Consider the following 26,365-nt stretch of genomic DNA (forward strand, 5'->3'; position numbering starts at 1 on the left):
GCGTGCGTCATCCTTCGGTGGGGACGGGGCGTTCGTCGCGTACGGAGATCCACGCGGGGGCGAGCGCCGGGGCGGGTTCGAGGGGCAGTACGTGGCGCAATGTGCCGTCGGCCGCGGGGGCGTCCCGCGGGGTGAATCCGGCGTCGGCGAGGAAGCGGGCGGCGGGTCCATTGCGTCCGCTGTCGCGGAAGTCGGCCTCGACACGGGTGGCTCCGGCGGCGCGGGCCCCGTCGGCGACGGCGGCCAGGACCGCGAACTCGATGCCCCGGGAGAAGACCCGGCAGCTCATCACCGCGTTCTGGACGATCCAGTGGTCGGGGTGCCGGGCGATCCAGAGCGCGCCGACGACCCCCTCGTCGCCGAACCGGTCGCGGACCGCGAAGCCGAGCACCTCGTGGTCGCCGGACCCGGCCATTCGCCGCGTCTCGGCCTCCGCGTGCGCGCTTCCCGTGAGGTTGAACTGGTTGGTACGGCCGCCCAGTTGGATGACTCGCGGCAGCAGATAGGCGTCGGCCGCGCGGATCGTGACCTCCAGGCCGAGGCCCTCCAGATAGTCGGCCGGCGAGGCCTGGCCCTGGCGTTCGGTCCACTCCCGGCGCTCCACCCTGGCGCGGTAGAGGTCGGTGCGCCGAGCGTCGGTGACGGTGGTGTCGAGGACGTCGAAGTACCCGCCGGACAGGAGGGTGTTGACGTGCTGCGCGGGGTCCCCCGCCGCCCGGACGACCTCGACCTGGGGCAGCGAGCCGCGCACGAGGTCGCATTCGAAGGGCGAGTCGTCGAGGAAGACCATGCTGTCGAGGCCGATGTTGAGCTCGTCGGCGATGGCCCTGATGCTGCCGTCCTTGGCGTCCCAGTTCGCGTGCACGGAGACGAAGTCGTCGCGGCGCAGGACGAGTTCGGGATGTTCGCCGAGAACGCGCTCCACGAGGCCGGGGTCGTTCTTGCTGGCGACCGCGAGCAGGACGCCCTGGCGGCGCAGGGCGAGGGCGGTGCGCTGGACCGCCGCGTAGGCGTTGCCGGGGTACATCGGTCCGATCTCGATGTTCTCCGGCCCGTCGTCGCCGAGCACCCCGCCCCACAGGGTGTTGTCGAGGTCGAGGACCAGGCACTTCTTGCCGAGCCCGGCCAGCGCGCGCCCGTATCCGGCGGCCTCCTGGGCGTACAGCCGCTCCACGGCCGGGGCCCACGCCATGCTCGCGAAGCGGAAGAGCCGCTCGTCGCGCAGGCGTGAGGGGCAGTCGGCGAGCAGGGTCTCCAGGTCGAGCGCGTCGACGGACGCGGTGCGCTCGGCGAGGTCGAGGAGGCGCAAGTTCAGCTCGCGCCACAGCCTGCCGATCCCGGCCCGGGACCGGTGGGAGGTGACCGTGCGCGGCCAGGCGGACGGGAGCGGGACGGTGTGCAGGAGGACGCTGCCGGTGGTCCGTCCGGCGAAGGAGGCGACGGCGGCGGTGTACCGGCCCGCGCGCTCGTCGACGGCGGCCGCGAGGCCCGCGAGGTCCGTGGGGTCCCAGTCCCGCGGCAGGAAGACGTCCTCGTGGGCCAGGCAGAGCGTGAGGTCGGGGGCGAAGTCGTCGAGCGGCGACCCGGGGCGGCCCAGGGCCATCAACTGCTGGTCGGGTGCCGTGAGATGGAACGTGGGGGCGATGCCGGCGGCGAGCAGGCCGACACGCAGCAGCGGCAGCACGTTGTCGGCCGTGAACGAGGGAACGACGGCGACGCGCAGGGGGCGCGGGGTGCGGCCCGGCGGCGTCACGAGCCGGGGGTCGAGCGCGGCGAGGTGCCGTCCCGCCTCTCGTACGAGGGTGACGTCCTGGCTGCGGGCCAGCTCGGCGAGGAGGGCGGGGTCGGGGGCCGCTTCGGGTCCGGCGAGGCGCCGCACCCGCTGGAGCAGGTCGTCCACAGCCAGCGTTTCCTTCCGGGTCGGTGATCTACGTCGGTTATCTACGTCGGTGATCTGCTTCGGTGGTCCAGGTCGGTGGTCCGTGCCGGTCAGACGCGCAGCAGGGTGCAGGTCCAGTGCATGCCGCTGCCCATGCTCAGGAGGGCCACCATGTCGCCGGTGACGAGCTCTCCGGCGGTCAGCAGCCTTTCCAGGCTGAGGAGTTGGTCGGCGGGGCCGAAGTGGCCTAGCTCCATGGCGACATCGGCGTTGGTGCGGTCCAGGGGGATGCCGAGTTCCTTGGCGAGTTCCTCGAAGGCCTTGCGGTTGTCGTGCAGGTACAGGACGCGTTCGACGGATCCGACGGGCGTCCCGGTGCGCGCGCAGACCCGTTCGAGGACCTCACGGTTGCGCGTGTTCACGAGGGTGGCGAACTCGTACGTGGCCCTGCCGTCGCCCTCGAAGAAGGTGTCCATCCGGTCGACGACGCTCGCCACGGCCGGGCTCGCGGGGCTCTCTGGCGTGAAGGGACGGGCCGCTCCCCCGCTCTCCATGCGCATGAAGTCGGCGTACCGGCCGTCGGTGACGGTCTCGGTGGCGAGCCATGCGCACGCGTCGTGCCCGCGGCGCAGCACGACGGCCGCCGCGCCGTCCGAGGTGAGGGAGGTACCGCTGCCGGTGCGGTCCCAGTACGGCTCCGCCACCCGGCTCGCGGCGACGACGAGGGCCGTGCGGTGGCCGGGATGGGTGGCGAGCCGGCCGGCCACCGTGTCGAACGCGGTGACTCCGCCGCCGCAGGCCTGGCTCAGGAGCACGGCCTCCGCGCGGTGCGCCCCGAGCCGCCCCTGGAGGGCCGCGGCGGGGTCCCAGTACAGGTACTCGGCGATGTCGGGGATGGCGAGGACGACCAGGTCGACCTCGTCGGCGGCGACGCCGGCCCGGCGCAGCGCCCCGGCCGCGGCGCGGGCCGCCAGGTCGGTGAGGCCCACGCCGTCGTCGGCGCGGTGGAAGCGCCGGTAGCCCCACGCCGTGAGCTTGCGGGCGTCGGCGCCCTCGTGGGCCACCAGCTCGTCCACGGTGACCGGGGCGCCCAGCGCGTGGCCCGAGGCCACGATCCCAAATGACATCCGTCGTTCCTCCCGGGAGACGGACCGGGGCCTGTGCGAAGACTCCGCTCGGGCGGCCCCGGTCCGGTGTGCGCGGTGAACTGCTGCTTGTACGGCGGGTGTTACTGCCGTGACGCCGCCGCGCCGTTGATGTCCGAGGTGTCGACGGCGAACCGGCCGACGGCCCAGGCCATCGAGCGGCCGTTCTGGTCGAAGATCGTCTTGTTGACGTTGGCGAGCGTGTCGCAGGCCTGGTGGTAGCAGGGGTCGAGCATCTGCCCGGTCGTGCCGCCGAAAAGGTCCGCCCACTCCTGCGACTTCACGGTGTCCGCGCCGGCGTTGACGCCGCCCGCGGGTATGCCGGCCGTGATGAACGGCGAGTGGTCGGAGCGGCCGTCCAGGACGAGCGGCACGGTCGGCAGGTGACGGTCCGCGAAGTAGCCGTTGACGAGCGCGGAGATCTGCTCCGAGCCGGCCGGGGCAGGTCCGGTCGCGGTCTGGCCGTTGTAGACCTGGCGGGCGAAGTTCGGCGAACCGATCATCTCCAGGTTCAGGTACAGCGCGGTCTGCCGGCGCTGCTCGGGCGTGAGCTGGTCGACGTAGAACTGCGAGCCGGACAGGCCCTTCTCCTCCGCGGACCACCAGGCGAACCGCACGCGGTTCTTGACGTGATTGCGGTGCGGGGCGAGCTTGAGCGCGGTCTCCAGGACCATCGCGGACGCGGCGCCGTTGTCGTTCGCGCCCGCCGTGGTGTCCACGGTGTCGAGGTGCGCGCCCATGACCACGGTGTTGTCGGCCCGGCCGGTCGGGGTGTCGGCCAGCAGGTTGTACGTCTTGGTCATCTTGTTGTTGCCCCGCAGGTCGAGGCGGAGCGAGACGGGGCCCTTGGCGGCGTCGGCGCGCAGCGCCTCGGACTCGGCCCGCGACAGGGTGCCCGTGGGGATCCGGGCGTCGGTCGGCGGGACCATCCGGTAGCGCAGATTGAGGTCGGGGTTGGGCGAGTTGACGTTCATGAGCATCGCCGAGGCGCCCAGCTCCGAGAGGACCAGCTGCTTCTGCGTGATGAAGCAGTCGGTGCCCACGTCGACCAGGACGATCTTGCCCTTGACGTCGGTGCCCGCGTAGTCGTCGGCGCTGCAGCCGGTGCTCTTGCCGGACGGCTGCGCGAGGTCGGCGGTCAGGCCTCCGTCCGGCGTGGACACGGAGAACCGGGCGATGGTCGGGTGCAGGGTCCTTGCCTCGGGCGCCACGACGGAGCCCTGCTCGGACAGGATGTCGTAGTCGAGGAACTCGAACTCCTGCTTCTTGACCTGGTATCCGGCCTTGGTGAGCTCACGCGTGATGTAGGCGGCGCTCGCGTCGTAGCCGGGGGTCCCCGAGACGCGAGTGCCGCCGTTGTCGAGGGTCGCCTTGTTGATCGCCTCGAGGTGGCGCCAGGCGCCAGGCCCGGTGACCTCGTCGGCCATCTTCCGGGCAAGGACGTCCGCGGGCATGCCGTCGGCGTCCGCCGCGTGCGCGGGGCCGTTCACTCCGAGGGGGAGCAGGGCCGCGCCGAGGGCGAGGGCGGCCAGGGGCCTGAGCCGGAAGAGTCTCTTCCGGGGTGTCGCGGTCATGGGATCGCTACTCCTAGCTGGATGGGCGGAAGTTCCTGTACGGGCCTGATCCCGTACCGGACGGATGAGGGCGGTCAGGTGCCGAGGGCCGCGCCGAAGGCGTCCGCCAGGTCCTGGATCCGCGCGGCGGTGAACATCTCGCCGCTGAAGCGCCAGCGCACGGTCAGGCGGCCGTCGGCGAGGCTGGGGTAAATCTCGACGGGGCAGGGCCGTTCCATGTCGAACGGCCGGTCCCTTCCGACGAGTTCGGTGCGTACGCCGGTGAGGACGCCTTCCTCGTCGCCGGCCTGTCCGGCGTCGAGGAAGGCCGGGCGGCCCCAGAAGGAGAAGAGCACCCCGGGCACCCCGATGGCGCCGAGCGCGCGCCGCACTCCCGGGTCCGGGTGGTGGTGACGCAGCGCCTCGAAGCCGAAGCCGGCCCGCGGCACGGACCGCAGCTCGCGCGCCACGTACGCCGTATGGTCGGCGGCGGCGCGGCGTCCGGGCAAGGCGAGCGCGAAGGGATAGGTCGTGTTGAAGTAGCCCACGGTGCGGCCGAGGTCGGCTCCGGCGCCCACGCCGGCCGGGGCTCCTTCGGGGAAAAGGTCCTCCCGCCCGTGCGCGACGAGCTGCACCGCCACCTCTCCGCCGCGTACGCCCAGCCAGTCCTGGAAGGCGGCACCGAGCGCGGCGAGCAGACGTTCGTACAAGGTGACGCCCTGGCCCGCGATGTCCGGCACGGGAAGGTCGGTGACCAGCTCTTGGGTGTTGCCCTCGACGCCGCGCGGGCCCGGTGGGACGGTCGCCCGCTGCGCGCCCTCGCCCCAGGTGCGGTCCAGCCAGTACGAGCCGTCGAAGTCGTCGGGGCGCTCGGCGACGTGGCGGGCCAGACGGCGCGCCCAGTGGAAGTAGGAGGGACCCGCCGGGGCCAGCGCCCGGTCGTCGCCGTCGCGCAGGAGCGCCGACAGTTCCTCGGTGAGGATGTTCCACGAGTAGAGGTCGACCACGACGTGGTGGACGACGAGGACGAGTTCGTCGGGCAGCCCGGCCGGGAGGCGGAACAGGCCCGCCCGGCAGACGGGTCCCTCCCGCAGGTCGAGCGACTCGTGCAGTTCGGTGGCGCGCAAGTCGACGGTCTCGGCGATGCGTCCGGCGTCCGCGCCGCGCAGGTCGAACTCGGTCACGGGCGGGGCCTCGGGGCCGGCCGACTGGCGCCACAGGCCCTCGTCCTCGCGCAGTCTGGCGCGCAGCACCGGGTGCCGCCGCGCGAGCGTCCGCAGGGCGCGCCCGACTTCGGCCGCGTCCAGGGGGCGGCGGGCGCGGTAGAGCACACCGTGGTTCCAGTGGTCGGGCCTGGCGGCGCCCCGCGCGAGGAACTCCAGCTGCGGCGGCGTCAGTTCGACGGGGTCGCTCTCGTCCGGGGCGTCGGCGGCGGCGACCGCGGCCACGTGGTCCGGGAGTCCGGGAGCGGGTTCGGCGCGCGTCGTGCGGGCCGCGGCCGCCGCGACCGTACGCAGTTCCAGAACGGTCCTCGGCCGCAGGGCAAGGCCGCGGCGCCCGGCCTCCGAGGCGATCGCGATGGCGGTGATCGAGTCGCCGCCGAGGTCGAAGAAGTCGTCGGTGACCCCGACCCGGTCCCGCTTGAGGAACTGGGCCCAGAGTGCGACGAGTTCGCGTTCGACGGGCGTGCGTGGGGCCACGTGTCCCGCGCCGTCGGCTTCGTCCGCTCCTTCTCCGGTCTCTCCCGTGCCGGTGACGTCGGTGGTCCGCACCGGCGCGGGGCCGCCCGCCAGGTCCGCCGTACGGGCGCCCGTGCCCTGTTCGGCGACGGATTCCAGCAGCGACCGGTAGGCGTCGAGCCAGCCCTCGACCGTCGTGGCGCGGAAGCGGTCGGGCGTGTACTGGACACCGGCCCGCGTCTCCTCGCCGTATTCGAGGACGGCGACGCTCACGGGGAAGGCCGGAGCGCCCTGGCCCACGTCGAGGAGTTCGACGGCCGGCCCGTCGGGCCCGAGGCGCCGCAGTGGCGCGACACCGCTGTTGAAGCCGAACATCGTGGCGGCGAGCGGCTCGGCCGAGCCGGGACGCGCGGTGCGGCGGATGCGGTCGGTGGGCAGGTCCTGGTGGGCGAGCGTGGCCAGCGAGGCGTCGCGCACCGCGGCGAGCAGCGCGGAGAACGGCTCGCCGGGCCGCACCCGCACGCGCAGCACCAGAGTGTTGGCGTAGTTGCCGACCACGGGTTCGTCCGCCGGCGCGCGCCCCGCCGCCGGTACGGCCACTGTCACGTCCGTCTCTCCGGTGATGCGCCACAGCAGGGCCGCCCAGGCCGCGAGGAACACCATGTTGGACGTGGCGCGTTCGCGCCGAGCGACTTCGCGCAGCCGCTCGGCGAGCCGGGGCGCGACGGGCAGTTCGCGGACGGCGGCGCCGGGGGCGGCCGCGTCCGCCGGATCCTCGGGCAGCGGAGTGGGGCGGGAGCCGCTGAGATAGCCGGACCAGAACGCCTCCAGGGTGCGCCCGGCCTCCTGTCCGAGGCGTTCGCTCTGTTCGGTCACGTAGTCGAGGTAATGGCGGCCGGGCTCGGCGGCCTCAGGGGCCGTACCGGCCAGGTCCTCGAACAGGAGCCGCCACGACCAGCCGTCCACGAAGAGGTGGTGGTACGTGAGCAGCAGGACGTGCCGCTCGCCGTCGGCGAAGCGCGCGCGGATCAGCTGGTGGCGGGCCGCGGGCCGGCCGTACGGCGACAGGGGTGCCACGACGAGCGCGCGCAGCCGTTCGAGCAGGGCGCCTTCACCGCTGGACAGGGTGTGGTCCGAGAGGTCCGACTCGACATGTTCCAGGACGACTTCGGCGCCGTCGGCCGGCGCGACGCACTGCACGGGACCGTCCGGCGTGTCCCGCAGGAAGGCCCGCAGCATCGGGTGCCGGCGCACCAGCGTGGTCAGCCGGGCCGCGAGTGCCCGGGGGTCGGGCTCGCCGTCGAGAAGCAGCGCGGCCGGCACGTTGTACGCGCCCGACTCGGGGTCGAGCTGCTGCGCGGCCCAGATGGCGGTCTGCTGCCCGCACAGGGGGCCTTCGCGCACATCGCCGCCCCCGCCTCCCCGTGCCGTGCCTTCTTCCTGTCCGTCGTCCGGCCGGGGCGTCGCCGCCTGCGGGTCGGCCCCGGCCACGGCGTCCGCCAGGGAGCGCAGGTCGGGCAGGTCGAACAGGTCGAGGACCTCGAAGTCGGTGCCGAAGTGCTCGTTGATCCTGGCCACGAGCTGGGTGCCGTTCAGCGAGTTCCCGCCCGCGTCGAAGAAGTCGTCGTCCTCGCCGAGCCCCGGCTCCTTGAGGACGCCCCGGGCGAAGCCGAGCACGATGTCCGTGACACTGCCCCCGGCGGCCGTCTCCGGCTCGGCCGTCTCCGGCTCGGGCGCGTTCGGCGCGTCCGGGACCGCCGTCATGGCGGGCCAGCAGTGTTCCTCCGCCAGGGCCGCGACGGGCAGCGGTACGCGGCGCTCGGGCGGCCGCCCGAGGGCGGCCCGCCAGTCCACGGTGTGCCCGTGCGCGAAGGCCAGGGTCAGGGCCTGCACGGGGGTGGTGGCGACGGCCGTGACGGGCTGTGCGGCGAGGAGCCCGGACAGGGCGCCGCCGGGTGCCAGGTCGACGATCAGGGGGTGCCCGGCGAGCCCGGACAGGGCACCTCGCAGGGCCTCGGGGTTGGGCGGCGCGGGCTCCGCGGGCGCGTCGCCGAGCGCGCCCATGGCCGCGGCGAGGTCCGTCTCCTCCCGCAGCACGCGGGCCGCGTGGGCGCCGACGCCGTGGGCGAGTACCAGGGCGGGGGCGAGACCGGCCCGCGCGAGCATCGCGTGCCCGCCGACCAGCCGCACCAGCGTGCGCTGCGCCGCGTTCCACTCGCCCGCGGGCAGCGCCCGCCCGGCCTCCTCGTGGATGTCGGCGAACGCGGGGTGTCTGGCGGCGCAGGCACGCAGGTCCGCGACCGTCGTGGCGACCGTGTCGCCGAGTGCCAGTACGAGGGGCGGCGTCGTGCCGGGCACGGGCGCCTGGGCGGGCCCGTGAAGTACGGCGTCCAGATGGCCGAGGAGTTCGGTGGTGTCGCGCGCCGTCCAGGCGTGCCGCAGCGGGAAGTGTTCGCGCGCCGCCGTGAGGACCTCGCCGGCCGCGGCCAGATCGAAGCCGGTGACGTCCGCGGCGATCAGGTCACGCAGCCGGCGCACCTGGCGGTCGAGGCCCGACAGGTCGCGCGCGGAGAGCACGAAGGGGCGCTCGACGTGCGTGTACGGGGGTGGTGGCGGGTCGGCCGGCCCCTCCTCGACGACCATGTGGGCGTTGGTGCCGCTGAGGCCGAAGCTGCTGATGCCCGCGCGGCGGGGGCCATGGCCGGTGGGCCATGGCTCGGCGCCGGCGGCGATCCGCAGGGTGTGCTCGGGCAGGGCGAGCAGCGGGTTCGCCTCACGGAAGTGCGCGGTGGGGAAGATCTCGCCGGCCCTGAACTGGGCGATGACGCGCATCAGTCCGGCGAACGAGGCCATCGAGCCGAGGTGCCCGAGGTTGCCCTTGACCGAGGACACGGGCCGTAGGCCGGTGGTGTCCCGCGCCGCGGCGAACGCTCCGGCGAGGCCCTGGATCTCGATGGGGTCGCCGATCTTCGTGGCCGTGCCGTGCGCCTCGACGTAGCCGACGGTCGCCGGGTCGACACCCGCGTCCTGCCAGGCGGCGGTGATGACCTCGCTCTGCGCGGCGGGGCTGGGGGCGGTGAGGCCGGTGCTGCGTCCGGCGTCCTGGTTGACGGCGCTGCCGCGGACGACCGCGCAGATGGTGTCGCCGTCGCGCACGGCGTTCTCGTACCGCTTGACCAGGACGAATCCGCCGCCCTCCCCGTAGGTCGTGCCGTCGGCCGCGCTGTCGAAGGGACGGCAGCGGTCGTCCGACGACAGGACGCCGAGGCCGTCCGTGCCGGTGGTGCGGCGGGGCAGCGGGCCGAGGACGAGTTCGAAGCCGCCGACGAGGGCGAGGTCGCACTCGCCGCGCGCCAGCTTCCAGCGGGCCTCGTGCAGCGCGACGAGGAAGGACGAGCAGGACGTGTCGATGACCTCGGCCGGGCCGCGCAGGTCGAGGTGGTAGGCGACCCGGCCCGCCGCGTACGCGTGCAGACTGCCCGTCATCGCGGGGCCGGCGCCCTGCTGCCCGGCGGGCAGGAGGTTGTACAGGCTGGGATGCGGGGCGCCGTAGCCGGCCACGAGGACCGCCGTGCCGCTGCCCGCGAGCTCGTCGGGCGCGTATCCGGCCTCTCCGATTGCGCGCACGGCGAGTTGGAGCATGCGGCGCTGGCGCGGATCGGTCAGCTCTGCGTCGGCCTTGGAGATGCCGAAGTAGCGGTGGTCGAAGCCGGTCACATCGTCGATCCAGCCGCCTTCGCGGTCGCTCGCGGTGCGTACGACGCCGGTCGACTCCGCGCGCTTCTGCGGGAGCCCGCGCATCGTGTCGCGGCCCTCGCGCAGCAGCGCGGTCAGCGTGTCCCAGTCGGCGCACTGGGGGAATTCGAAAGCCGCGCCGACGACGGCGAGCGCCGCTCCCTCTTCGATCGTGCCCATGGGTCCTGCCCCCTGTGAGTGTGGAAGGTCGAGCGGTCCGGACGGATTCAGGCGACGCGCACGTCGGGCTCGGCGCGGTTCGTGATGGAGCGGGCGTCGGGCAGCGCGAGGCACGCCAGGTTGGCCACGGCGACGAGTGCCGCGGTGACGAGGAGCGGCGCGGCGGACCCGGTGAGGGCGGCGACCGGCGCGGCGACGGCGAGCCCGAGCGGTCTGGCCGCGAAGGACAGCAGGGCGTCGTACGAGTCGGCCCTGGCCAGCGCGTGCGGCGGGAAGTGGCGCTGCATGGTGGTCTGCCACAGCGTGTTGAGGACCCCGATGCCGAGCATGGCGATCCCGTAGGCGACCGCGTTCACCCACACGGCCAGCGGCACCGCGAAAGTGACCATCGGGAGGGCGAACAGCGCGCCGCACACCGAGGTGACGACCAGGGGGCGTGTGGCCTTCAGGCGCGGGGCGACGAAGGCGCCCGCCAGCATGCCGGCCATACCCGCCTGGTAGACGACGACCCAGGAGATCTCTCCGCCGAGCCGCTCGATGGCGATGAGCGGTCCGAGCGTCATGAGCACCCCGGCCGCGAGGTTGGAGACCCCGTGCCCGACGAGGTTGGTCCAGAACCAGGGACGGCTGCGCACCTCCTGCCAGCCTTCGGCGAGTTCCCTGAAGAACGTCGGGGTGTGCGCCTTCGCCTGTCTGGGCTCGGTCCGCAGGCCGCCCAGGGTGACGGCGCCGACGCCGAAGACCATCGCGGTGAACACGAAGGCCCAGCCCGCGCCGACGGCGACGACCAGGACTCCCGCGATGCCGGGCCCCGCCACGAGGGCGAAGCCGCGGGCCACCCCGAGGTGGGCGTTGGCGCGCAGCCGTGCCTCCTGCGGAACGGTGGCGGCGACCAGCGGGGACATGGTCGGCGTGCCGAAGGCGATGGCGGCGCCGGTGACGGCGGAGAGCACCGCGAGGTCGCCGATCCGCACGGCGCCGAGCAACAGTTCGGCGCCGATGGCGAGTTGGGCGATGCCGCGCACCAGGTCGGCGGCGAACGCCACCCGCTGGGCGGGGAAGCGGTCGGCGAGCACGCCGCCGACGGGCAGCAGCACGAGCTGGGGCACGAGTTCGGCGGCCAGCACGATCCCCAGGTCGCCTGCGCTGCCCGTCGCCCTGATCACCGCGAGGGTGAGCGCGGTCGGCACGAGCGCCGTGGCCAGGAAGGACAGGGTGCGCCCGACGAGGAGGCGCCGGAAGCCGGGCACGCGGAACACGTCCACGTCATGCTGTGAACGCATCGGCCAGCCGTTCCATCAGAGCGTCGGGGGCCTTCAGGAAGTCGTAGTGCCCGCCGTCGAGTACGGGAAAGGCGACGCCGTCGGCGTACGCGCGCCAGCCCTTGAGCTCGTCGTGGGTGACCTCGGGGTCGTCGGACCAGTGCAGGACGGTGATGCCGAACGGCACCCGTACGGGCCGCTCCATTCCGTACGCCCGGTTCGCGCCGAGGTCCTCGCGCAGCACGGCGAGGCCGAGCTCGATGAGCGCGGGGTGGGCGGTGCCGCCGCGGGAGACGGCGAGGAACTCCAGCTCGGCCTTCAGTTCGTCGTCCGTCATGTCGAGGAAGCGGTCGTGCGGGCAGTCGTGCGGCGCGACCTGCGCCGACACGAACACCGTCTCGGGCAGGGGCAGTTCACGCGCCGCGAGCAGCCGCGCCGTCTCGAACGCCGGCAGCGATCCCGCGCAGTGCCCGAAGAACGCGAAGGGGCGGTCGAGGTAGGGCGTCAGAGCCTCGACGAGGTGCCCGGCGAGCTCCTCGTACGTGCCGTAGTGCGGCTCGCGCATCCGGTTCTCGCGGCCGGGCAGCTGGACCGCGCACACCTCGACGCCGTCGGCGGCGCCGAAGCGGGCGGGCCACGCGTTGAACATCGACGCGCCGACCCCGGAGTAGGGGAAGCAGAAGACGCGCGCCGCGGCGTCCTGCGACGGTTTCCTCAGCAGCCAGGGCGTGGTGGCCCTGACGCCGGCGGACACGGGATTCACAGACATACTCCACCTGTCTCGGTGTGCTACGGGGGTTTGAGGCGGCCGGTTCCCGCGGGCGTCAGCGCGGCGCGGTCACGACGGGAAGGCTGGTCATCCCGGCGATGAAGACCGACTTCAGGTGCTGCGGCGGCCCGGCGGGTTCGACGGACCGGAACCCGGCGAGGAACTCCTCGAAGAGGATCCGGAAGGTGACGCGGGCGAGCGTGGCGCCCAGGCAGTAGTGCGGGCCGTGCCCGAAGGCGATGTGCCGGTTGTCGGCGCGCAGGACGTCGAACCGGTACGGGTCGGTGAACACGCTCTCGTCACGGTTGGCCGAGCCGATCCACACGGCGACGGCCTCGCCCGCGGGCACCCGTCCCCCGCTGAGTTCGGTGTCCTCGACCGCGTACCGCAGGAAGCTGCTCGCGGGGGACGTCCAGCGCAGCCCCTCCTCCACCAGGCCGGGGATCAGCGCGGCGTCGTCGGCGGCCTTGCGCAGCTGGTCCTCGTGCTCGGAGAGGGCGAGCAGGGTGCCGGAGACGGTGTGCGGTGTCGTGGCGTTGGCCCCCAGCAGGAGGCTGTAGCAGTTGTAGATGACCTCCGCGTCGCTCAGCCTCGCGCCGCCGGCGTCCATGGTCATCAGATGGCCGACGAGGTTCTCGCCCGGCCCTTCGGTGCGGCGCGTGCGCAGCGTCTGCGCGAAGTACTCGAAGAGCTGGTGGTGCGCGATGGCCAGCGTCGCCGCCCCGCTGGTACCGACGCGGAAGGTCTCGTCCTCGGGCGCCGCCGCCATCGCGGTCCACCGCATCAGGTCGTCCCAGTCGGACTCCGGTACGCCCATCAGCGCGCCGGCCACGGTCATCGGCAGGTCGTAGGCGCGCCGCGCCACGTCCCAGACGCCGCCGTCGCGCGCGGGGGCGAGGAAGTGGGTGACGGCCTGCCGGATCCTGCCCTCCCAGTCGGCGAGCGCGCGGGCGGTGAGCTTCCCGTTGAGGGGACGGCGCAGTTCGCCGTGACGCGGCGGGTCGGTGGAGACCAGCATCTGGCCGGCGGAGGTGTCGTCCTGGCCGAGCTGCGTGAGGATGCTGCCGCGTTCGGAGGTGAAGGCACGGTGGTCGCCGAGGACGCGACAGGCGTCCGCGTAACGGGTGACCGAGGTGAACGCGCGTCCGTCGGGCAGCACTTGGCGGTGGAGCGGCGCGTCGGTGCGCATGCGCGCCCACACGGCATGGAGGTCGCCGTCCGCGTGGAACCCGGGGTCGAAGAGATCGGCCTTCGCGAGATCCGCGGCCGGGACAGGAACGCATCCGGCGGTGATCCTCACGCGGCGTCCCGCGCCTTCTCGACGGCCGCGGCGAGCCCCGCCGGGGTCGGGTCGAGGTAGAAGGCGACCGGGGATATCTCCACGCCGTACTCGCGCTGGAGGTCCGCGGTGATGCGGACGCCGATCAGGGAGTGGCCGCCGAGTTCGAAGAAGTCGTCGTCGGCGCCGATGCCGTCGATGCCGAGGTGGTCGCTCCACAGGCGGGCGACGGCCGTCTCGGTCCCGGGCGCCGGTTCCCGGTACGCTGCCGCGAGTTCGGGCCTGCCGGGCGACCGCTCGGCGGTGAGCGCGGCGCGGTCGACCTTCCCGTTCGCCGTCAGGGGCAGCGCGTCGACGATCCTGACCCGGGACGGGATCGTGTACTCCGGCAGCACGTCGGCGAGGCGCCTGCGCAGGTCGAGGGTGGAGAGCTCGTCGCCGGGACGGCCCGTGACGAACGCGACGAGGCTCTTGCCGCCGGCCGGCTGCGTCTGGGCCACCACGGCCGCCTCGGCCACACCGGGCAGGGCCGCGAGGGCGGACTCCACCTCGCCGGGTTCGATGCGGAAGCCGCGGATCTTCACCTGCTGATCGGCGCGCCCGTGGTACTCGATGACGCCGTCGGGGCGCCTGCGCACCAGGTCGCCGGTGCGGTACATCCGGGCGCCCGGCCGGGTCGCGTAGGGGTCGGGCAGGAAGCGCTCGGCCGTCATGTCCGGACTGCCGAGGTAGCCGTGGGCCAGTCCTTCGCCCGTCGCGAAGAGCTCGCCGGTCTCCCCGTCGGGGACGGGGCGCAGGTCCGCGTCGAGCACATGGACGCCGGTTCCGCGGATCGGCCGGCCGATCGGCACGGCTCCCGTCACGGGCCCAGTGATGATGTGGCAGCAGGTGAAGGTGGTGTTCTCGGTGGGGCCGTAGCCGTTGACGAGTGTGGTGTCGGGCAGCGCGGCGACGGCGCGGTTCACGTGCGGCGGCGACAGGACGTCCCCGCCGGCGAGCAGGACGCGCAACCCGCGCAGGTCGTCGAGGCCGGACTCGACGACCTGCTGGAAGAGGCCGGCGGTCAGCCAGAGCACGGTCGCGCCCGAGTGATGTACCAGCTTGGTGAGTTCGCTGACGGACAGGTCACGGTCGGGGGCGAGGTCCAGGCGCGCGCCGTTGAGGAGCGGCGCCCAGATCTCCAGGGTGGACGCGTCGAAGGCCATCGGCGCGTACTGCAGGAACACGTCGTCCGCGGTGGTGGCGAGGAAGTCGGCGCCGAGCACGAGGCGCGACACGGCACGGTGCGGGACGCAGACGCCCTTCGGCGCGCCGGTCGATCCCGACGTGTAGGCGAGGTACGCGGAGTCGGCGGGGGTCACGCCGGGGTCGGCTGGTGCCCGCGCGGGCAGGTCCGCGTCGAGCGGCAGGGCTGTGCACACGGGAGGCAACTCCCCTGATGCGCCGGGCGCGGTGAGGACGAACCGGGCGCCCGCGTCCTCGAGGATCAGCCGGCGCCGCTCCGGCGGATAGCGGCGTTCGAGCGCGAGATAGGCGGCGCCCGCCTTGAGGATGCCGAGCAGGCCCACGACGGCGGCGACGGAGCGCCCGGCGTCCAGGGCTACCACGTCGCCGACGGCCACTCCGAGGTCCTGGAGGTGCCGGGCGAGACGGTCGGAGCGGTCGTGCAGTTCGCCGTAGGTCAGTTCGCCGTCGTCACCGCGGACCGCGGTCCTGTCGGGCGTCAGGCGGGCCTGCCGGGCGAAGGTCGCCCCGATCGGCAGGGAGTGCGAAGGGTACGGCGCGTCCACGGACCAGCCTCCACGCCCGGGGGTCGCCCGGACCTCGTCGGATGACGGCGCCGGGGTCGGCGCCGGGGAGTTCGAGGATCTGTCGGCCGACGCTGCTCCGGCCGCCGTCACGCATCATCACCATGAGCCCTACTGGTCCGCTGCTGCCGCGGACTCGGTCGGCCGTCGCCGCCGGTGCCGTCACCGGTGGCGAAGCGATAGCTGAGTGATAGCGGGGTCACCTACGATCCACGGGCTGGGTCCGGGCAGAGGTCCGGGCTCGTTCACAAGGGAAAGCGGGAACACGTGCGTAGGACCACCACGTTCACCCTGACAGCACTCGTCGCAGCGGCCGTCCTGCCCCTCACACTGGGCCTGGGGGCGGCCACCGACGACACTCCGTGGCCCGGCCCACAGGCCGGCGCCACCGCTGCCGCGCACAGCACCGTCACACCGTTCGACACTCCGTGGCCGGGCCCGGGCTCCAACTCGGCCGAGGGCGCCGCCTAATACACCGAAGGCCCTAGAGCCTGTCCGGCAGACCGTCGCCCCGGGGCCGGCCCGGGCCGGCGGTGTTCGTCGGACCGGCCGGTCCACCGGTGCGGCAGACGACACCGCCGTGGTCGCCGAGGAGCATCCGGTCCTCGATGGCGACCTCCAGCTGAGCGAGTTCCAGGCGCGCTTCGGCCGCGCCGACCCGGTCCATGATCCGCTCGCGGATCGCGATGGCCTCACGCAGCCGGCCCTGGGCGACCCCGGTGCGGCCGAGCCGGGCGTTGACCAGTCCGAGACGGTGCAGGATGCGCGATTCCCCCGCCATGTCCCGGCGCTCACGGACCTGGCGCAGGATGCCCGTGAGAATCTCCTCGGCTTCCGTGTAACGGCCCTGGCGCTGGCGCAGCACGCTGAGTACGTAGCGGACCTGCACCTCGACCCGCTGGCTGCCGGTGGCACGGCAGATCGTCAAGGCCTCGGAGAGGTGGGCGCCCGCGGCGTCGGCGTTGTCGCGGTCGATCTCCATGCTCGCCATGTGCACGAGGACGCTCGCGGCGCCGACCGAGTCACCGGCCGAGCGGAACTCCTCGAGTGCGGGCCGGTACTGCGCGAGGGCGGCCTCGTTGTTGCCCCGCCGCTGGTCGAGCAGGGCGAGGTTGCGCCGGGTCATGGCCTGCCCGTGCACGTCGCCGAGTTCGGCGAAGACGTCGCGGGCCACGCCGAGCCGCTGTCCCGCCGCGGTCAGCTGCGAGCGGCTGATGTGCAGGGAGCCCAGCGAGCACATGAGGGCACCGTACCCGCGCCGTGCCCCCGCCTCACGCACGCAGTCGAGGGCCCACAGATGGGTCTGCTCCCAGTCCTCGAAGTAGCAGCGGGCCTCGAAGAGCGAGACGAGGCTGACGGCCAGGTCCCAGCAGGCCTCGGCCTCACCTGCGTCGGCCGCGAGGCGGATCGCCGCACACGCGTTGGCGCGCTCGGACTCCAGCCAGCCGAGCGGATCGGCGAGCACGCGGTCGAAGTACCCGGCGGGGAACCGCAGGCGCGGTGCCGTGCCGTGCAGGACCGTGAAGTGGCCGCCGTAGATGCGGCGATGGGCCTCCTCCACCGCGGCCAGCCAGCCGCCGACGACGCGGGCGACCGCCGCGCGCTGCCCCTCGGGCCCCTCGTTCCGGTCCAGCTCCTCGCGGGCGAACAGACGTATGAGCCCGTTGAGTTTGTAGCGGGGCGACCCCGTCGGGTCGGTCCCCTCGACGTGCAGGATCTGCGCGTCGACGAGGAGCTCCAGCAGGTCGGCGGCGCGGGGCAGGCCCGTGTCGAGCAGGGCGGCGGCCGTCCAGGCCGGGATCGACGTGCCGTCGAGGAGGCTGAGGAGCCGCAGCAGGCGGCGCGCCTCGTCGTCGAGCCCGTTGTACATCAGGGCGAGACTGGTCCTGATCGCCAGGTCGCCGTGCGCCAGTTCGTCCAGGGTGCGGTGCTGGTCGGAGAGACGCTCCACCATCCAGGCGAGGGACCAGTGCGGGCGGGCGGCGAGGCGCGCGGCGACGATCCGCAGCGCGAGCGGCAGCCGCCCGACCATGTGCCCGAGGGTCTCCGCCGCGGCCACCTCGTCGCGTACGCGCTGCGCCCCGATGACCCCTTCGAGCATCTCGAGGACCTCGGCGTTCTCGAACACGTCGACGTTGAACGCGCGGGCCCCGGCGAGCCCGGTGATCCGCGGGCCCCCCGTGATCAGTACGGCGCAACTGGCGCTGCCGGGCAGCAGCATGCGCAACTGGCGTTCGCTGCGAACGTTGTCGAGGACGACGAGGACCCGCCGCTCGGCGAGCAGATGCCGGAACATCTCCGCACGTTCGTCCACGTCGTCCGGCAGCGCGGCGCCGGGCACCCCGAGAGCGCGCAGGAACCGGCCGAGTACGGCGGCGGGGGTCAGCGGCTGGGCGCGGGTGCCGCCGACGTCGCAGTACAGCTGGCCGTGCGGGAAGCGGGCGGCGACACGGTGGGCGACGTGGACGGCGAGGGTGCTCTTGCCCGCGCCCGGGGGCCCGGTCAGCGTCACGATGCGGGTGGCCTGGTTGCCGTCGTCGCGCAGGGCTTGGTCGATCCCCTCGATCAGGGCGGCCCGGCCCGTGAATCCGGCCGTGTCGGAGGGAAGTTGGAACGGCACCAGCGGCGAGACGGACACCGGCGCCCCGGGGTCGGCGACGCGCTCCGGTCCGGGGGCGGCCCCGGGCTCCGCCTCCCGGGGCGCGGTGACGGGCTCGGTGGCGGGGTGCAGCGCCGCCTCACCCGACAGGACGGCGAGTTCCAGCCGCTTGAGTTCGTCGCTCGGTTCGAGGCCGAGCTCCTCGATCGCGAGGAGCCGTCCGGCGCGGTACGTCTCCAGTGCCTCCGCCTGCCGGCCGGAGCGGTAGAGGGCCAGCATCAGCTGGCCGCGCACACGTTCGCGCAGCGGGTGCTCGGCGACGAGCGCGCGCAGCGAGCCGACCAGCCGGCCCGCCCGCCCCGACTCCAACTCAAGGTCCGTGTACGTCTCCAGGGCGACCAGCCGGTTTTCGTCGAGCTCCGACGCCTTCGACAGCAATTTGCTGCTGACAACTCCACTCAGGGCTCGTCCACGCCAGAGACCGAGCGCTTCGTCGAGCAATTCGGCGGCGCCCGTGTTCCCTTCGGCAATCAGGGAGTTGGCCTCGGAGACTTTCTTAGCGAAAACTTGACTGTCGATCTGCTGATCGCCGACCTGGATCACATATCCGGGGTCCCTGGTCACGATCGCGTCGCCTTCACCGATTTCCCCGAGAGCGCTGCGTAGTGAAGAGATGCAGGCCTGTATCTGGGTACGCGCCGTGGATGGCGGAAAATCGCCCCACACGGCCGTGATCAGGCTCTCCGCACTCACGACACGGTTGGCCTCCAGGAGCAGCATGCCCAGGATCACCTGCTGTCTGCCGCGCGCGATGCGGCATTCCCGCAGATCGCCGCCGATGACTTCGAGTGGGCCGAGAATTCGGTAACTCGCTGTTGTTTCTGCTGTCACGACGGCTCCCCCCTAAGGAGTGGACCGGACGCAGGCGTCCCATCCGCCCCTGTCGGCCACCGAATCGATGTGACTATACAGCGATGATCGCGAGTTGCGGGTCTCCACCAGCGTGCTCGAAACCTGGTCAGGGCATTACTTAAGCGCTCTCACCTGGTCTTCACGTGAACTGCGGCGGGGCGGTTCATTTACGTTCAACCAAGCGTTCCGTAATGTCACTTGAAGACCGAACAGTTCAGTACGTCCCGTGCGGCGGCGGGTATCCGTACCCCGCGACGGGGGCGGGCGCGGGCGGGGCCGCGTGGGCCTCGCGGTCGTAGAACGGGCGGGCGTTGGCGCGCAGCCACATGGCGACGGGGTCGTGCTCGTCGGACATCGCGACCGTGGAGACGGGCAGCCCGTCGGGCACGGCGACGACCGACTGCTGCATCATCGCGCGCACCGCGTCCACGGACACCGGCGACGTGTCGTACACATCGAGGCCGATCGCCAGATAGGGCGCGCCGAGCGTCGGCTGGACCCAGGCGCGGCGCAGCGAGCGGATCGCGGTGGTGCGATGGGCGTTCTGCGTCAGCAGGGCGTAGAACTGGGGGATTTCGATGGCGGGGTCGGTCAGCCGCAGGGGCCCGGCGGGCTGGCGGTCGAGGCCGCCCGCGATCCGGCGCAGGTCGAGCCACGGGATGCCGACGCCGCCGCCGGGCGCGTGCGGGTTGAGCCAGAGGCCGTAGTGGTCGGGGTAGAGCGTGCGGGCCGCGTCGACGCCGCCGACGACCTCGTAGGCGCGGCTCCAGCCGGAGGCGGACAGCTCCTGGGCGGAGGTGACACAGGGGGCGTACGAGGAGCCGTCGACCTCCATGTTCCCGTACTGCGCGTCGGGGGATCCGGCCTGGCCGTGCCAGAGCAGCATCCACACCTGACCGGCGCCGGGGTCCGCGAGCGCGTTGAGCAGCGCCTCGTAGGCGTCGTAACGCCCCGGCGTCACCTGGCGCAGCATGTGCTCGACCTGACCGGCCGCGGCCGTGCCCGACGCACTCACCCGTAACCGCCCCTTCGTGACGTACCCGACGATTTCGACCCGCTCCCCGCGGCGGGACCGCCCAGACAGGTCATGAAACCAGCTTAAGCGGCGATCCTGACATCGACTTGACGTACGCGCGGTCGACCTCTTTCCCGTGTTCTCCCGAACGGGGACCGGCGCCGGGCTTTCAGTGACCCTGCGTGTAGAACGGCCGCAGCGTGGCTCGCATCCAGTCACCGACCGGGTCCTGGGTGATGTCGAGCAGGACGAGGTTCACCGGCCAGGGCGCCGGGACCCGGCCCAGAGCGCGGCCCAGGGCGTCCATGGGCAGGTTGCGCGCGGGCCCCTCCCACTGCGACAGCTCGACGCCGACGAAGAGGACGGGGTCGCCGCCCTCGACGCTGGCGAGGCAGCGGCGGGCGGTGAGGACGACGCCGGACGCCTCGAACTCCTCGCGCACGGCGGCCAGGAAGTCGACCGGGTCGTTCTGCCAGTCGGGCTCGTAGAGGCTGACCCGGCCGCCCGTGGCGGGGCCGTCCAGCGGCGTACGGCCGGACCTGCACAGCTCGGCGACGGCGGGCGGGGGCAGCGGGACGCCGACGGCGCCGTCCGGGTTCACCGCGATGCCGACCTGCGGGGGCAGCCCGCGCGCGAACTCGACGGCCGGCGCGACCGTGCAGCCCATCCGGTCGCCCACGACCGCGAGGAACTGCTCCTCCGAGCTGAAGACGGGCACATAGGCCTGGCCCTCGATCTCCAGCGTCGGCAGGTCGAGGTTCGGACTGCCGGGCCCGCCGCCCTGGGGCAGCGGTATCCACACCTGACTGCGTCCGAGGACCTCGACGATCCGGCCGCCCGCCGAGTCGACCCCGAGGGAGGCGGCTAGCGCCTCCTCCAGCTCGTTGGCCGGCCACCCGCCGTACGGATGTGCATGAGCCTGCGCCGGAATGTCCATGTGCCTACCACCCGCTCTGGAACCGCTCTGTCTGCGGCCGAACCCTAGCGTGTGCGGATGACACGACACCGTCCGCATCCGCACACTCACAGGCGGTCGCGGGATGTCAGCCGCCCTCGAACGCGATCCCGTTCAGCACATCGGTCGCGTCCCGGTCGAGCAGCACCGCGGACGCGCAGCCCCACGGCAGGTCACCACGCTCGGCCGACTCCACCAGACCCGCGACCGCGCGGCGGTGCCGGGCGAACGCGTAGCGCGAGACCCCGCGGCCGCGGTCCCGCTGGCCCGCGAGCGCCGTGTCCGCGTCGACGTCGAGCAGCATCAGATGCAGGTCCGCGCCCCGCCGCCCGGCTTCCCTGGCCAGCCAGCGCCGCACCCAGGCCTGCGTGCCGCAGTCGTGCAGGACGACGCTGCCTCCCGAGCGCAGGGCCCGCCGCAGCCCGGCGAAGTGCGCGAGCCGCACGAGCGGGCGGTACACGGCGTACGGGAGGAGCCGGGGCAGCCGGGCCGCCCAGCGGTCACGGGCGTCCTGCGAGTCGATGCGCACGGCTCCCCCGCCGCCGACCACGCGGCTCATCAGCGTGGACTTGCCGCTGCCCGGGAGCCCCGAGACCACGATCAGGTCACCCCGCGCGAAGCCGAGGCGCCTCGGCGTACGGCCGCCTCTGCCGCGCAGATCCCTGACGACCGGACCCCGCCCCGTCACCGACCTCGGGCGGGGCATCGCTCGCTGTCCGACCCCTGCCGCCGCGTACGCACCCGCCGCTGCCTTGCGCACCGTGATCGTCCTCCCCGCTCCGGTCACGCCACCCTTGCCCGTCAAGTGTAAAGAGATGGTAATGCCGTACAAGTGGTTTCCCCGTGCGGTCGGCATGCAATGATGTGCGCGCCAAGAGCACGACCAACTGCATACCGGCCGCTTGAATCCGCGCGGGAGAGCTCCCCGGACGCCTACGCGTCCCCGGGGGCGCCGAAGGAGCAAGTTCCTCCCTTGAATCTCTCAGGCCCCGTACCGCGCGGGCGAGGCATATCTGAAAAGCGGGCGGCCCTGGGCCGCTCCACCCAAGGTGCAAGCCGCGACCACCCGTACGTGTGGCGCCGGCGAACCTCTCAGGTTCCGATGACAGATGGGGAGGAAGACCATCGCCCTCGTCTGTCATGCCTGGGATCCTGGAGCACCACTCATGAGCAACGCCCCCCGTAAGACCGCCCTCGACGCCCTGCACCGCTCGCTGGGCGCGACGATGACCGACTTCGCGGGCTGGGACATGCCGCTGCGGTACGGCAGCGAGCGCGACGAGCACATCGCGGTCCGCACCAAGGCGGGCCTCTTCGACCTGTCGCACATGGGCGAGATCACCGTCACCGGGCCGCAGGCCGTCGACCTCCTCGACTACGCCCTCGTCGGCAACATGTCCACGATCGGCCCCGGACGCGCCCGCTACACCATGATCTGCCAGGAGGACGGCGGGATCGTCGACGACCTGATCGTCTACCGCCTGGGCGAGCAGGAGGCCGGCCCTGTTCAGTACATGGTCGTCGCCAACGCGGGCAACGCGCAGATCGTGCTCGACACGATCACCGAGCGCGCCGCCGGCTTCGACGCCGAGGTCCGCGACGACCGCGACGCCTACTCGCTGATCGCCGTGCAGGGCCCCGAGTCCCCCGGCATCCTGAAGTCCCTCACGGACGCCGACCTGGACGGTCTCAAGTACTACGCGGGCCTGCCCGGCACCGTCGCCGGCGTCCCGGCCCTCATCGCCCGCACCGGCTACACCGGCGAGGACGGCTTCGAGCTGTTCGTCGCCCCGGAGCACGCCGAGAAGCTGTGGCAGGCGCTGACCGACGCCGGCGCGCCGGTCGGGCTCGTCCCCGCCGGCCTCTCCTGCCGCGACACGCTGCGCCTGGAGGCCGGCATGCCGCTGTACGGGCACGAGCTGACGACGGCGCTGACCCCGTTCGACGCCGGTCTCGGCCGCGTCGTGAAGTTCGAGAAGACGGGCAACGAGGGCCGCTTCGTGGGCCGCGAGGCGCTCGAGGCCGCCGCCGAGCGCGCCGAGACCGCCCCGCCGCGCAAGCTCGTCGGCCTGATCGCCGAGGGCCGCCGGGTGCCGCGCGCCGGGATGTCCGTGGTCGCCGGCGGCCAGGTGATCGGCGAGGTCACCTCCGGCGCCCCCTCCCCCACGCTCGGCAAGCCGATCGCCATCGCCTACGTCGACGCGGCGCACGCCGCCCCCGGCACCGAGGGCGTCGGCGTGGACATCCGCGGCGCCCACGAGCCGTACGAGGTCGTGGCGCTGCCGTTCTACAAGCGCCAGAAGTAGCCCGACCAGTCCTCTCAGGGGCCGCCGGAAGTAACCCAGCGCACACCCCTCTCGTTCCGCAGCACCCATTCGCGTACAGGAGAATTCAGATCATGAGCAACCCCCAGCAGCTGCGCTACAGCAAGGAGCACGAGTGGCTGTCGGGCGCCGAGGACGGCGTCTCGACGGTCGGCATCACCGAGTTCGCGGCCAACGCGCTCGGCGATGTCGTCTACGCCCAGCTCCCCGAGGTCGGTGACACGGTGACCGCGGGCGAGACCTGCGGCGAACTCGAGTCGACCAAGTCCGTCAGCGACCTGTACTCCCCGGTCACCGGCGAGGTCGTCGAGGCGAACCAGGACGTCGTGGACGACCCGGCACTGGTGAACTCCGCCCCGTTCGAGGGCGGCTGGCTGTTCAAGGTCCGCATCTCGGATGAGCCGAAGGACCTGCTCTCCGCGGACGAGTACGACGCGTTCTCCGGCTCCGGCAACTAGGGACACCACGACCATGTCGCTCATGAACACCCCCCTGCACGAGCTCGACCCGGACGTCGCCGCCGCGGTCGACGCCGAGCTGCACCGTCAGCAGTCCACCCTCGAGATGATCGCGTCGGAGAACTTCGCTCCGGTCGCCGTCATGGAGGCGCAGGGTTCGGTCCTGACCAACAAGTACGCCGAGGGCTACCCCGGCCGGCGCTACTACGGCGGCTGCGAGCACGTCGACGTCACCGAGCAGATCGCCATCGACCGGGTCAAGGACCTCTTCGGCGCCGAGTACGCCAACGTCCAGCCCCACTCCGGCGCCTCCGCCAACCAGGCCGCCCTCTTCGCGCTCGCCAAGCCCGGCGACACGATCCTGGGCCTGGACCTGGCGCACGGCGGTCACCTCACGCACGGCATGCGCCTGAACTTCTCCGGCAAGCAGTTCGACGTCGTGGCCTACCACGTCGACGAGGCCGGCCTGGTGGACATGGCCGAGGTCGAGCGCCTCGCCAAGGAGCACCGCCCCAAGGTCATCATCGCGGGCTGGTCCGCCTACCCGCGCCAGCTGGACTTCGCCGCGTTCCGCCGCATCGCGGACGAGACGGGCGCCTTCCTGTGGGTCGACATGGCCCACTTCGCCGGCCTCGTCGCGGCCGGGCTGCACCCCAACCCGGTCGAGTACGCCGACGTGGTCACCTCCACCACGCACAAGACGCTCGGCGGGCCGCGCGGCGGGATCATCCTCGCGAAGAAGGACTTCGCGAAGAAGCTGAACTCCTCCGTCTTCCCCGGCTTCCAGGGCGGCCCCCTGGAGCACGTGATCGCCGCCAAGGCCGTCTCCTTCAAGGTCGCCGCGAGCGAGGACTTCAAGGAGCGCCAGCAGCGCACCATCGAGGGCGCCCAGATCCTCGCCGCCCGTCTGACCTCGGACGACGCGCGCGCCGCGGGCGTGAACGTGCTGTCCGGCGGCACGGATGTGCACCTGGTCCTGGTCGACCTGCGGGAGTCCGAGCTCGACGGTCAGCAGGCCGAGGACCGTCTCCACGAGGTCGGCATCACCGTCAACCGCAACGCGGTCCCGAACGACCCGCGCCCGCCGATGGTCACCTCCGGCCTGCGGATCGGCACCCCGGCCCTGGCCACCCGTGGCTTCCAGGCCGAGGACTTCACCGAGGTCGCCGACATCATCGCCGAAGCGCTGAAGGCGCCCGCTCCCTTCGGGGGCACGGACGCGGAGTCCCTCAAGGCCCGCGTCACCGCTCTCGCCGACAAGTACCCCCTGTACCCCGGCCTGAAGTAGTTTCGTACGCATTTGTACGTATGAAATTTCGGGGCACCGCGCACACTGGACAGTGAGAGCGGTGCCCCGCCCCATGCACCGCCCTCCGCAACGCCTTGCGCACCACCCGGCGGACAACGGCGTCCACCGAAACCCCACCTAGGAGTTCCCCCGTGGCCATCTCGGTCTTCGACCTGTTCTCGATCGGCATCGGCCCGTCCAGCTCCCACACGGTCGGCCCGATGCGGGCGGCCCGCATGTTCGCGCGCCGCCTGAAGAACGAGGGCCTGCTGGCCCACACCGCCTCGATACGGGCGGAGCTCTACGGCTCCCTCGGCGCCACCGGACACGGACACGGCACCCCCAAGGCGGTCCTGCTGGGTCTGGAGGGCGACTCCCCCCGCACCGTCGACGTGGAGAAGGCCGACGACCGCGTCGAGGCGATCAAGACCTCCGGGAAGATCAACCTGCTCGGCGTCCACGAGATCCCGTTCAGCTTCGACGACGATCTGATCCTGCACCGCCGCAAGGCGCTCCCGTACCACGCCAACGGCATGACGATCTTCGCCTACGACCACGAGGGCTCCCTCGTCCTGGAGAAGACGTACTACTCGGTGGGCGGCGGCTTCGTCGTCGACGAGGATGCCGTGGCCGGCGAGAACCCGATCGTCCCCGACGACACGGTCCTCAAGTACCCCTTCCGCACCGGCGACGAGCTGCTCCGCCTCGCCAAGGAGACCGGCCTGTCCATCTCCGCGCTGATGCTGGAGAACGAGAAGGCCTGGCGCACCGAGGACGAGATCCGCTCCGGTCTCCTCGACATCTGGCGCGTCATGCAGGCCTGCGTCTCACGCGGCATGTCCCGTGAGGGCATCCTGCCCGGCGGCCTCAAGGTCCGCCGCCGCGCTGCGAACTCGGCCCGCCAGCTGCGCGCCGAGGGCGACCCGATGGCCCGCGCCATGGAGTGGATCACCCTCTACGCGATGGCCGTCAACGAGGAGAACGCCGCCGGCGGCCGCGTCGTGACCGCGCCCACCAACGGCGCCGCGGGCATCATCCCCGCGGTCCTGCACTACTACATCAACTTCGTGCCCGGCGCCGATGAGGAAGGCGTCGTCCGCTTCATGCTCTCCGCGGGCGCCATCGGCATGCTCTTCAAGGAGAACGCCTCCATCTCCGGCGCCGAGGTCGGCTGCCAGGGCGAGGTCGGCTCCGCCTGCTCGATGGCCGCGGGCGCCCTCGCCGAGGTCCTCGGCGGCACCCCCGAGCAGGTCGAGAACGCCGCCGAGATCGGCATGGAGCACAACCTCGGTCTGACCTGTGACCCCGTCGGCGGTCTCGTCCAGATCCCCTGCATCGAGCGCAACGGCATGGCGGCCGTGAAGGCCGTCACCGCGGCCCGCATGGCCATGCGCGGCGACGGCAGCCACAAGGTCTCCCTCGACAAGGTCATCAAGACCATGAAGGAGACCGGCGCCGACATGTCCGTCAAGTACAAGGAGACGGCCCGCGGCGGGCTCGCGGTGAACATCATCGAGTGCTGAGG

At 72.6% G+C, this 26,365-nt stretch carries 17 protein-coding genes and 2 riboswitches; of the genes, 5 read left to right on the forward strand and 12 right to left on the reverse strand.

What is annotated here, in order from left to right; all coding sequences use genetic code 11:
* Positions 1-7: 7 nt before the first annotated feature.
* From OG758_RS18715 to OG758_RS18750, 8 genes are all read right to left on the reverse strand, one after another.
* Positions 8-1,900 carry an HAD-IIIC family phosphatase gene (locus OG758_RS18715; RefSeq protein WP_326711064.1) on the reverse strand — a complete coding sequence of 631 codons (1,893 nt, stop codon included), beginning with the start codon at positions 1,898-1,900 and terminating at the stop codon, positions 8-10.
* Between the two features lie 89 nt (positions 1,901-1,989).
* Positions 1,990-3,006 (reverse strand): 3-oxoacyl-ACP synthase III family protein, encoded by a 1,017-nt coding sequence (locus tag OG758_RS18720; protein ID WP_326711065.1) that lies wholly within the window; start codon positions 3,004-3,006, stop codon positions 1,990-1,992.
* Positions 3,007-3,107: 101 nt separating this feature from the next.
* Positions 3,108-4,598: a M28 family peptidase gene (locus OG758_RS18725; RefSeq protein ID WP_326711066.1), complete on the reverse strand. Its 1,491-nt coding sequence runs from the start codon at positions 4,596-4,598 to the stop codon at positions 3,108-3,110.
* Between the two features lie 74 nt (positions 4,599-4,672).
* On the reverse strand, positions 4,673-10,171 hold the full coding sequence (locus tag OG758_RS18730) for a condensation domain-containing protein (RefSeq protein WP_326711067.1): 5,499 nt from the start codon (positions 10,169-10,171) through the stop codon (positions 4,673-4,675).
* 47 nt (positions 10,172-10,218) lie between these two features.
* Positions 10,219-11,454 (reverse strand): MFS transporter, encoded by a 1,236-nt coding sequence (locus OG758_RS18735; RefSeq protein WP_326711068.1) that lies wholly within the window; start codon positions 11,452-11,454, stop codon positions 10,219-10,221.
* Positions 11,438-12,202: a thioesterase II family protein gene (locus OG758_RS18740; RefSeq protein WP_326711069.1), complete on the reverse strand. Its 765-nt coding sequence runs from the start codon at positions 12,200-12,202 to the stop codon at positions 11,438-11,440. The genes OG758_RS18735 and OG758_RS18740 overlap by 17 nt, the downstream gene beginning before the upstream one ends.
* Before the next feature lie 55 nt (positions 12,203-12,257).
* A complete protein-coding gene (locus OG758_RS18745) occupies positions 12,258-13,502 on the reverse strand; it encodes a cytochrome P450 (RefSeq protein ID WP_326711070.1) in 1,245 nt (414 codons plus the stop codon).
* Complete coding sequence (locus tag OG758_RS18750; RefSeq protein ID WP_326711071.1) at positions 13,499-15,271, reverse strand: non-ribosomal peptide synthetase; 1,773 nt, start codon at positions 15,269-15,271, stop codon at positions 13,499-13,501. The genes OG758_RS18745 and OG758_RS18750 overlap by 4 nt, the downstream gene beginning before the upstream one ends.
* 285 nt (positions 15,272-15,556) lie before the next feature.
* Between OG758_RS18750 and OG758_RS18755 the strand changes: the two genes are divergently transcribed.
* Positions 15,557-15,760: a hypothetical protein gene (locus OG758_RS18755; protein WP_326711072.1), complete on the forward strand. Its 204-nt coding sequence runs from the start codon at positions 15,557-15,559 to the stop codon at positions 15,758-15,760.
* A gap of 13 nt (positions 15,761-15,773) precedes the next feature.
* Here the strand turns inward: OG758_RS18755 and OG758_RS18760 are convergent, their stop codons facing one another.
* The 4 genes from OG758_RS18760 to OG758_RS18775 form a co-directional block, all read right to left on the reverse strand.
* Complete coding sequence (locus tag OG758_RS18760; RefSeq protein WP_326711073.1) at positions 15,774-18,779, reverse strand: AfsR/SARP family transcriptional regulator; 3,006 nt, start codon at positions 18,777-18,779, stop codon at positions 15,774-15,776.
* Positions 18,780-19,014: 235 nt separating this feature from the next.
* On the reverse strand, positions 19,015-19,815 hold the full coding sequence (locus OG758_RS18765; RefSeq protein WP_326711074.1) for an enhanced serine sensitivity protein SseB C-terminal domain-containing protein: 801 nt from the start codon (positions 19,813-19,815) through the stop codon (positions 19,015-19,017).
* Between the two features lie 169 nt (positions 19,816-19,984).
* Positions 19,985-20,752, reverse strand: coding sequence for an enhanced serine sensitivity protein SseB (locus OG758_RS18770; protein ID WP_326711075.1), 768 nt, complete (start codon positions 20,750-20,752; stop codon positions 19,985-19,987).
* A 106-nt stretch (positions 20,753-20,858) separates the two neighbouring features.
* Positions 20,859-21,476, reverse strand: a complete 618-nt coding sequence (locus tag OG758_RS18775; protein ID WP_326715959.1) for an AAA family ATPase — start codon at positions 21,474-21,476, stop codon at positions 20,859-20,861.
* A gap of 197 nt (positions 21,477-21,673) precedes the next feature.
* Positions 21,674-21,777: riboswitch (glycine riboswitch) on the forward strand.
* Positions 21,778-21,889: riboswitch (glycine riboswitch) on the forward strand.
* 47 nt (positions 21,890-21,936) lie between these two features.
* On the opposite strand from OG758_RS18775, the gene gcvT reads away from it, so the two are divergent.
* The 4 genes from gcvT to OG758_RS18795 all read left to right on the forward strand — a co-directional run bounded on the left by gcvT (position 21,937) and on the right by OG758_RS18795 (position 26,363).
* Positions 21,937-23,076: a glycine cleavage system aminomethyltransferase GcvT gene (gene gcvT / locus OG758_RS18780; RefSeq protein WP_326711076.1), complete on the forward strand. Its 1,140-nt coding sequence runs from the start codon at positions 21,937-21,939 to the stop codon at positions 23,074-23,076.
* Between the two features lie 92 nt (positions 23,077-23,168).
* Positions 23,169-23,552, forward strand: coding sequence for a glycine cleavage system protein GcvH (gene gcvH, locus OG758_RS18785; protein ID WP_116509676.1), 384 nt, complete (start codon positions 23,169-23,171; stop codon positions 23,550-23,552).
* Positions 23,553-23,565: 13 nt separating this feature from the next.
* Positions 23,566-24,840 carry a serine hydroxymethyltransferase gene (gene glyA, locus OG758_RS18790; RefSeq protein ID WP_326711077.1) on the forward strand — a complete coding sequence of 425 codons (1,275 nt, stop codon included), beginning with the start codon at positions 23,566-23,568 and terminating at the stop codon, positions 24,838-24,840.
* A 152-nt stretch (positions 24,841-24,992) separates the two neighbouring features.
* Positions 24,993-26,363 (forward strand): L-serine ammonia-lyase, encoded by a 1,371-nt coding sequence (locus OG758_RS18795; RefSeq protein WP_326711078.1) that lies wholly within the window; start codon positions 24,993-24,995, stop codon positions 26,361-26,363.
* Positions 26,364-26,365: the final 2 nt, after the last annotated feature.

It is taken from the genome of Streptomyces sp. NBC_01474 (assembly GCF_035918215.1).
In the GTDB taxonomy this organism is placed as follows: Bacteria; Actinomycetota; Actinomycetes; order Streptomycetales; family Streptomycetaceae; genus Streptomyces; species Streptomyces aureus.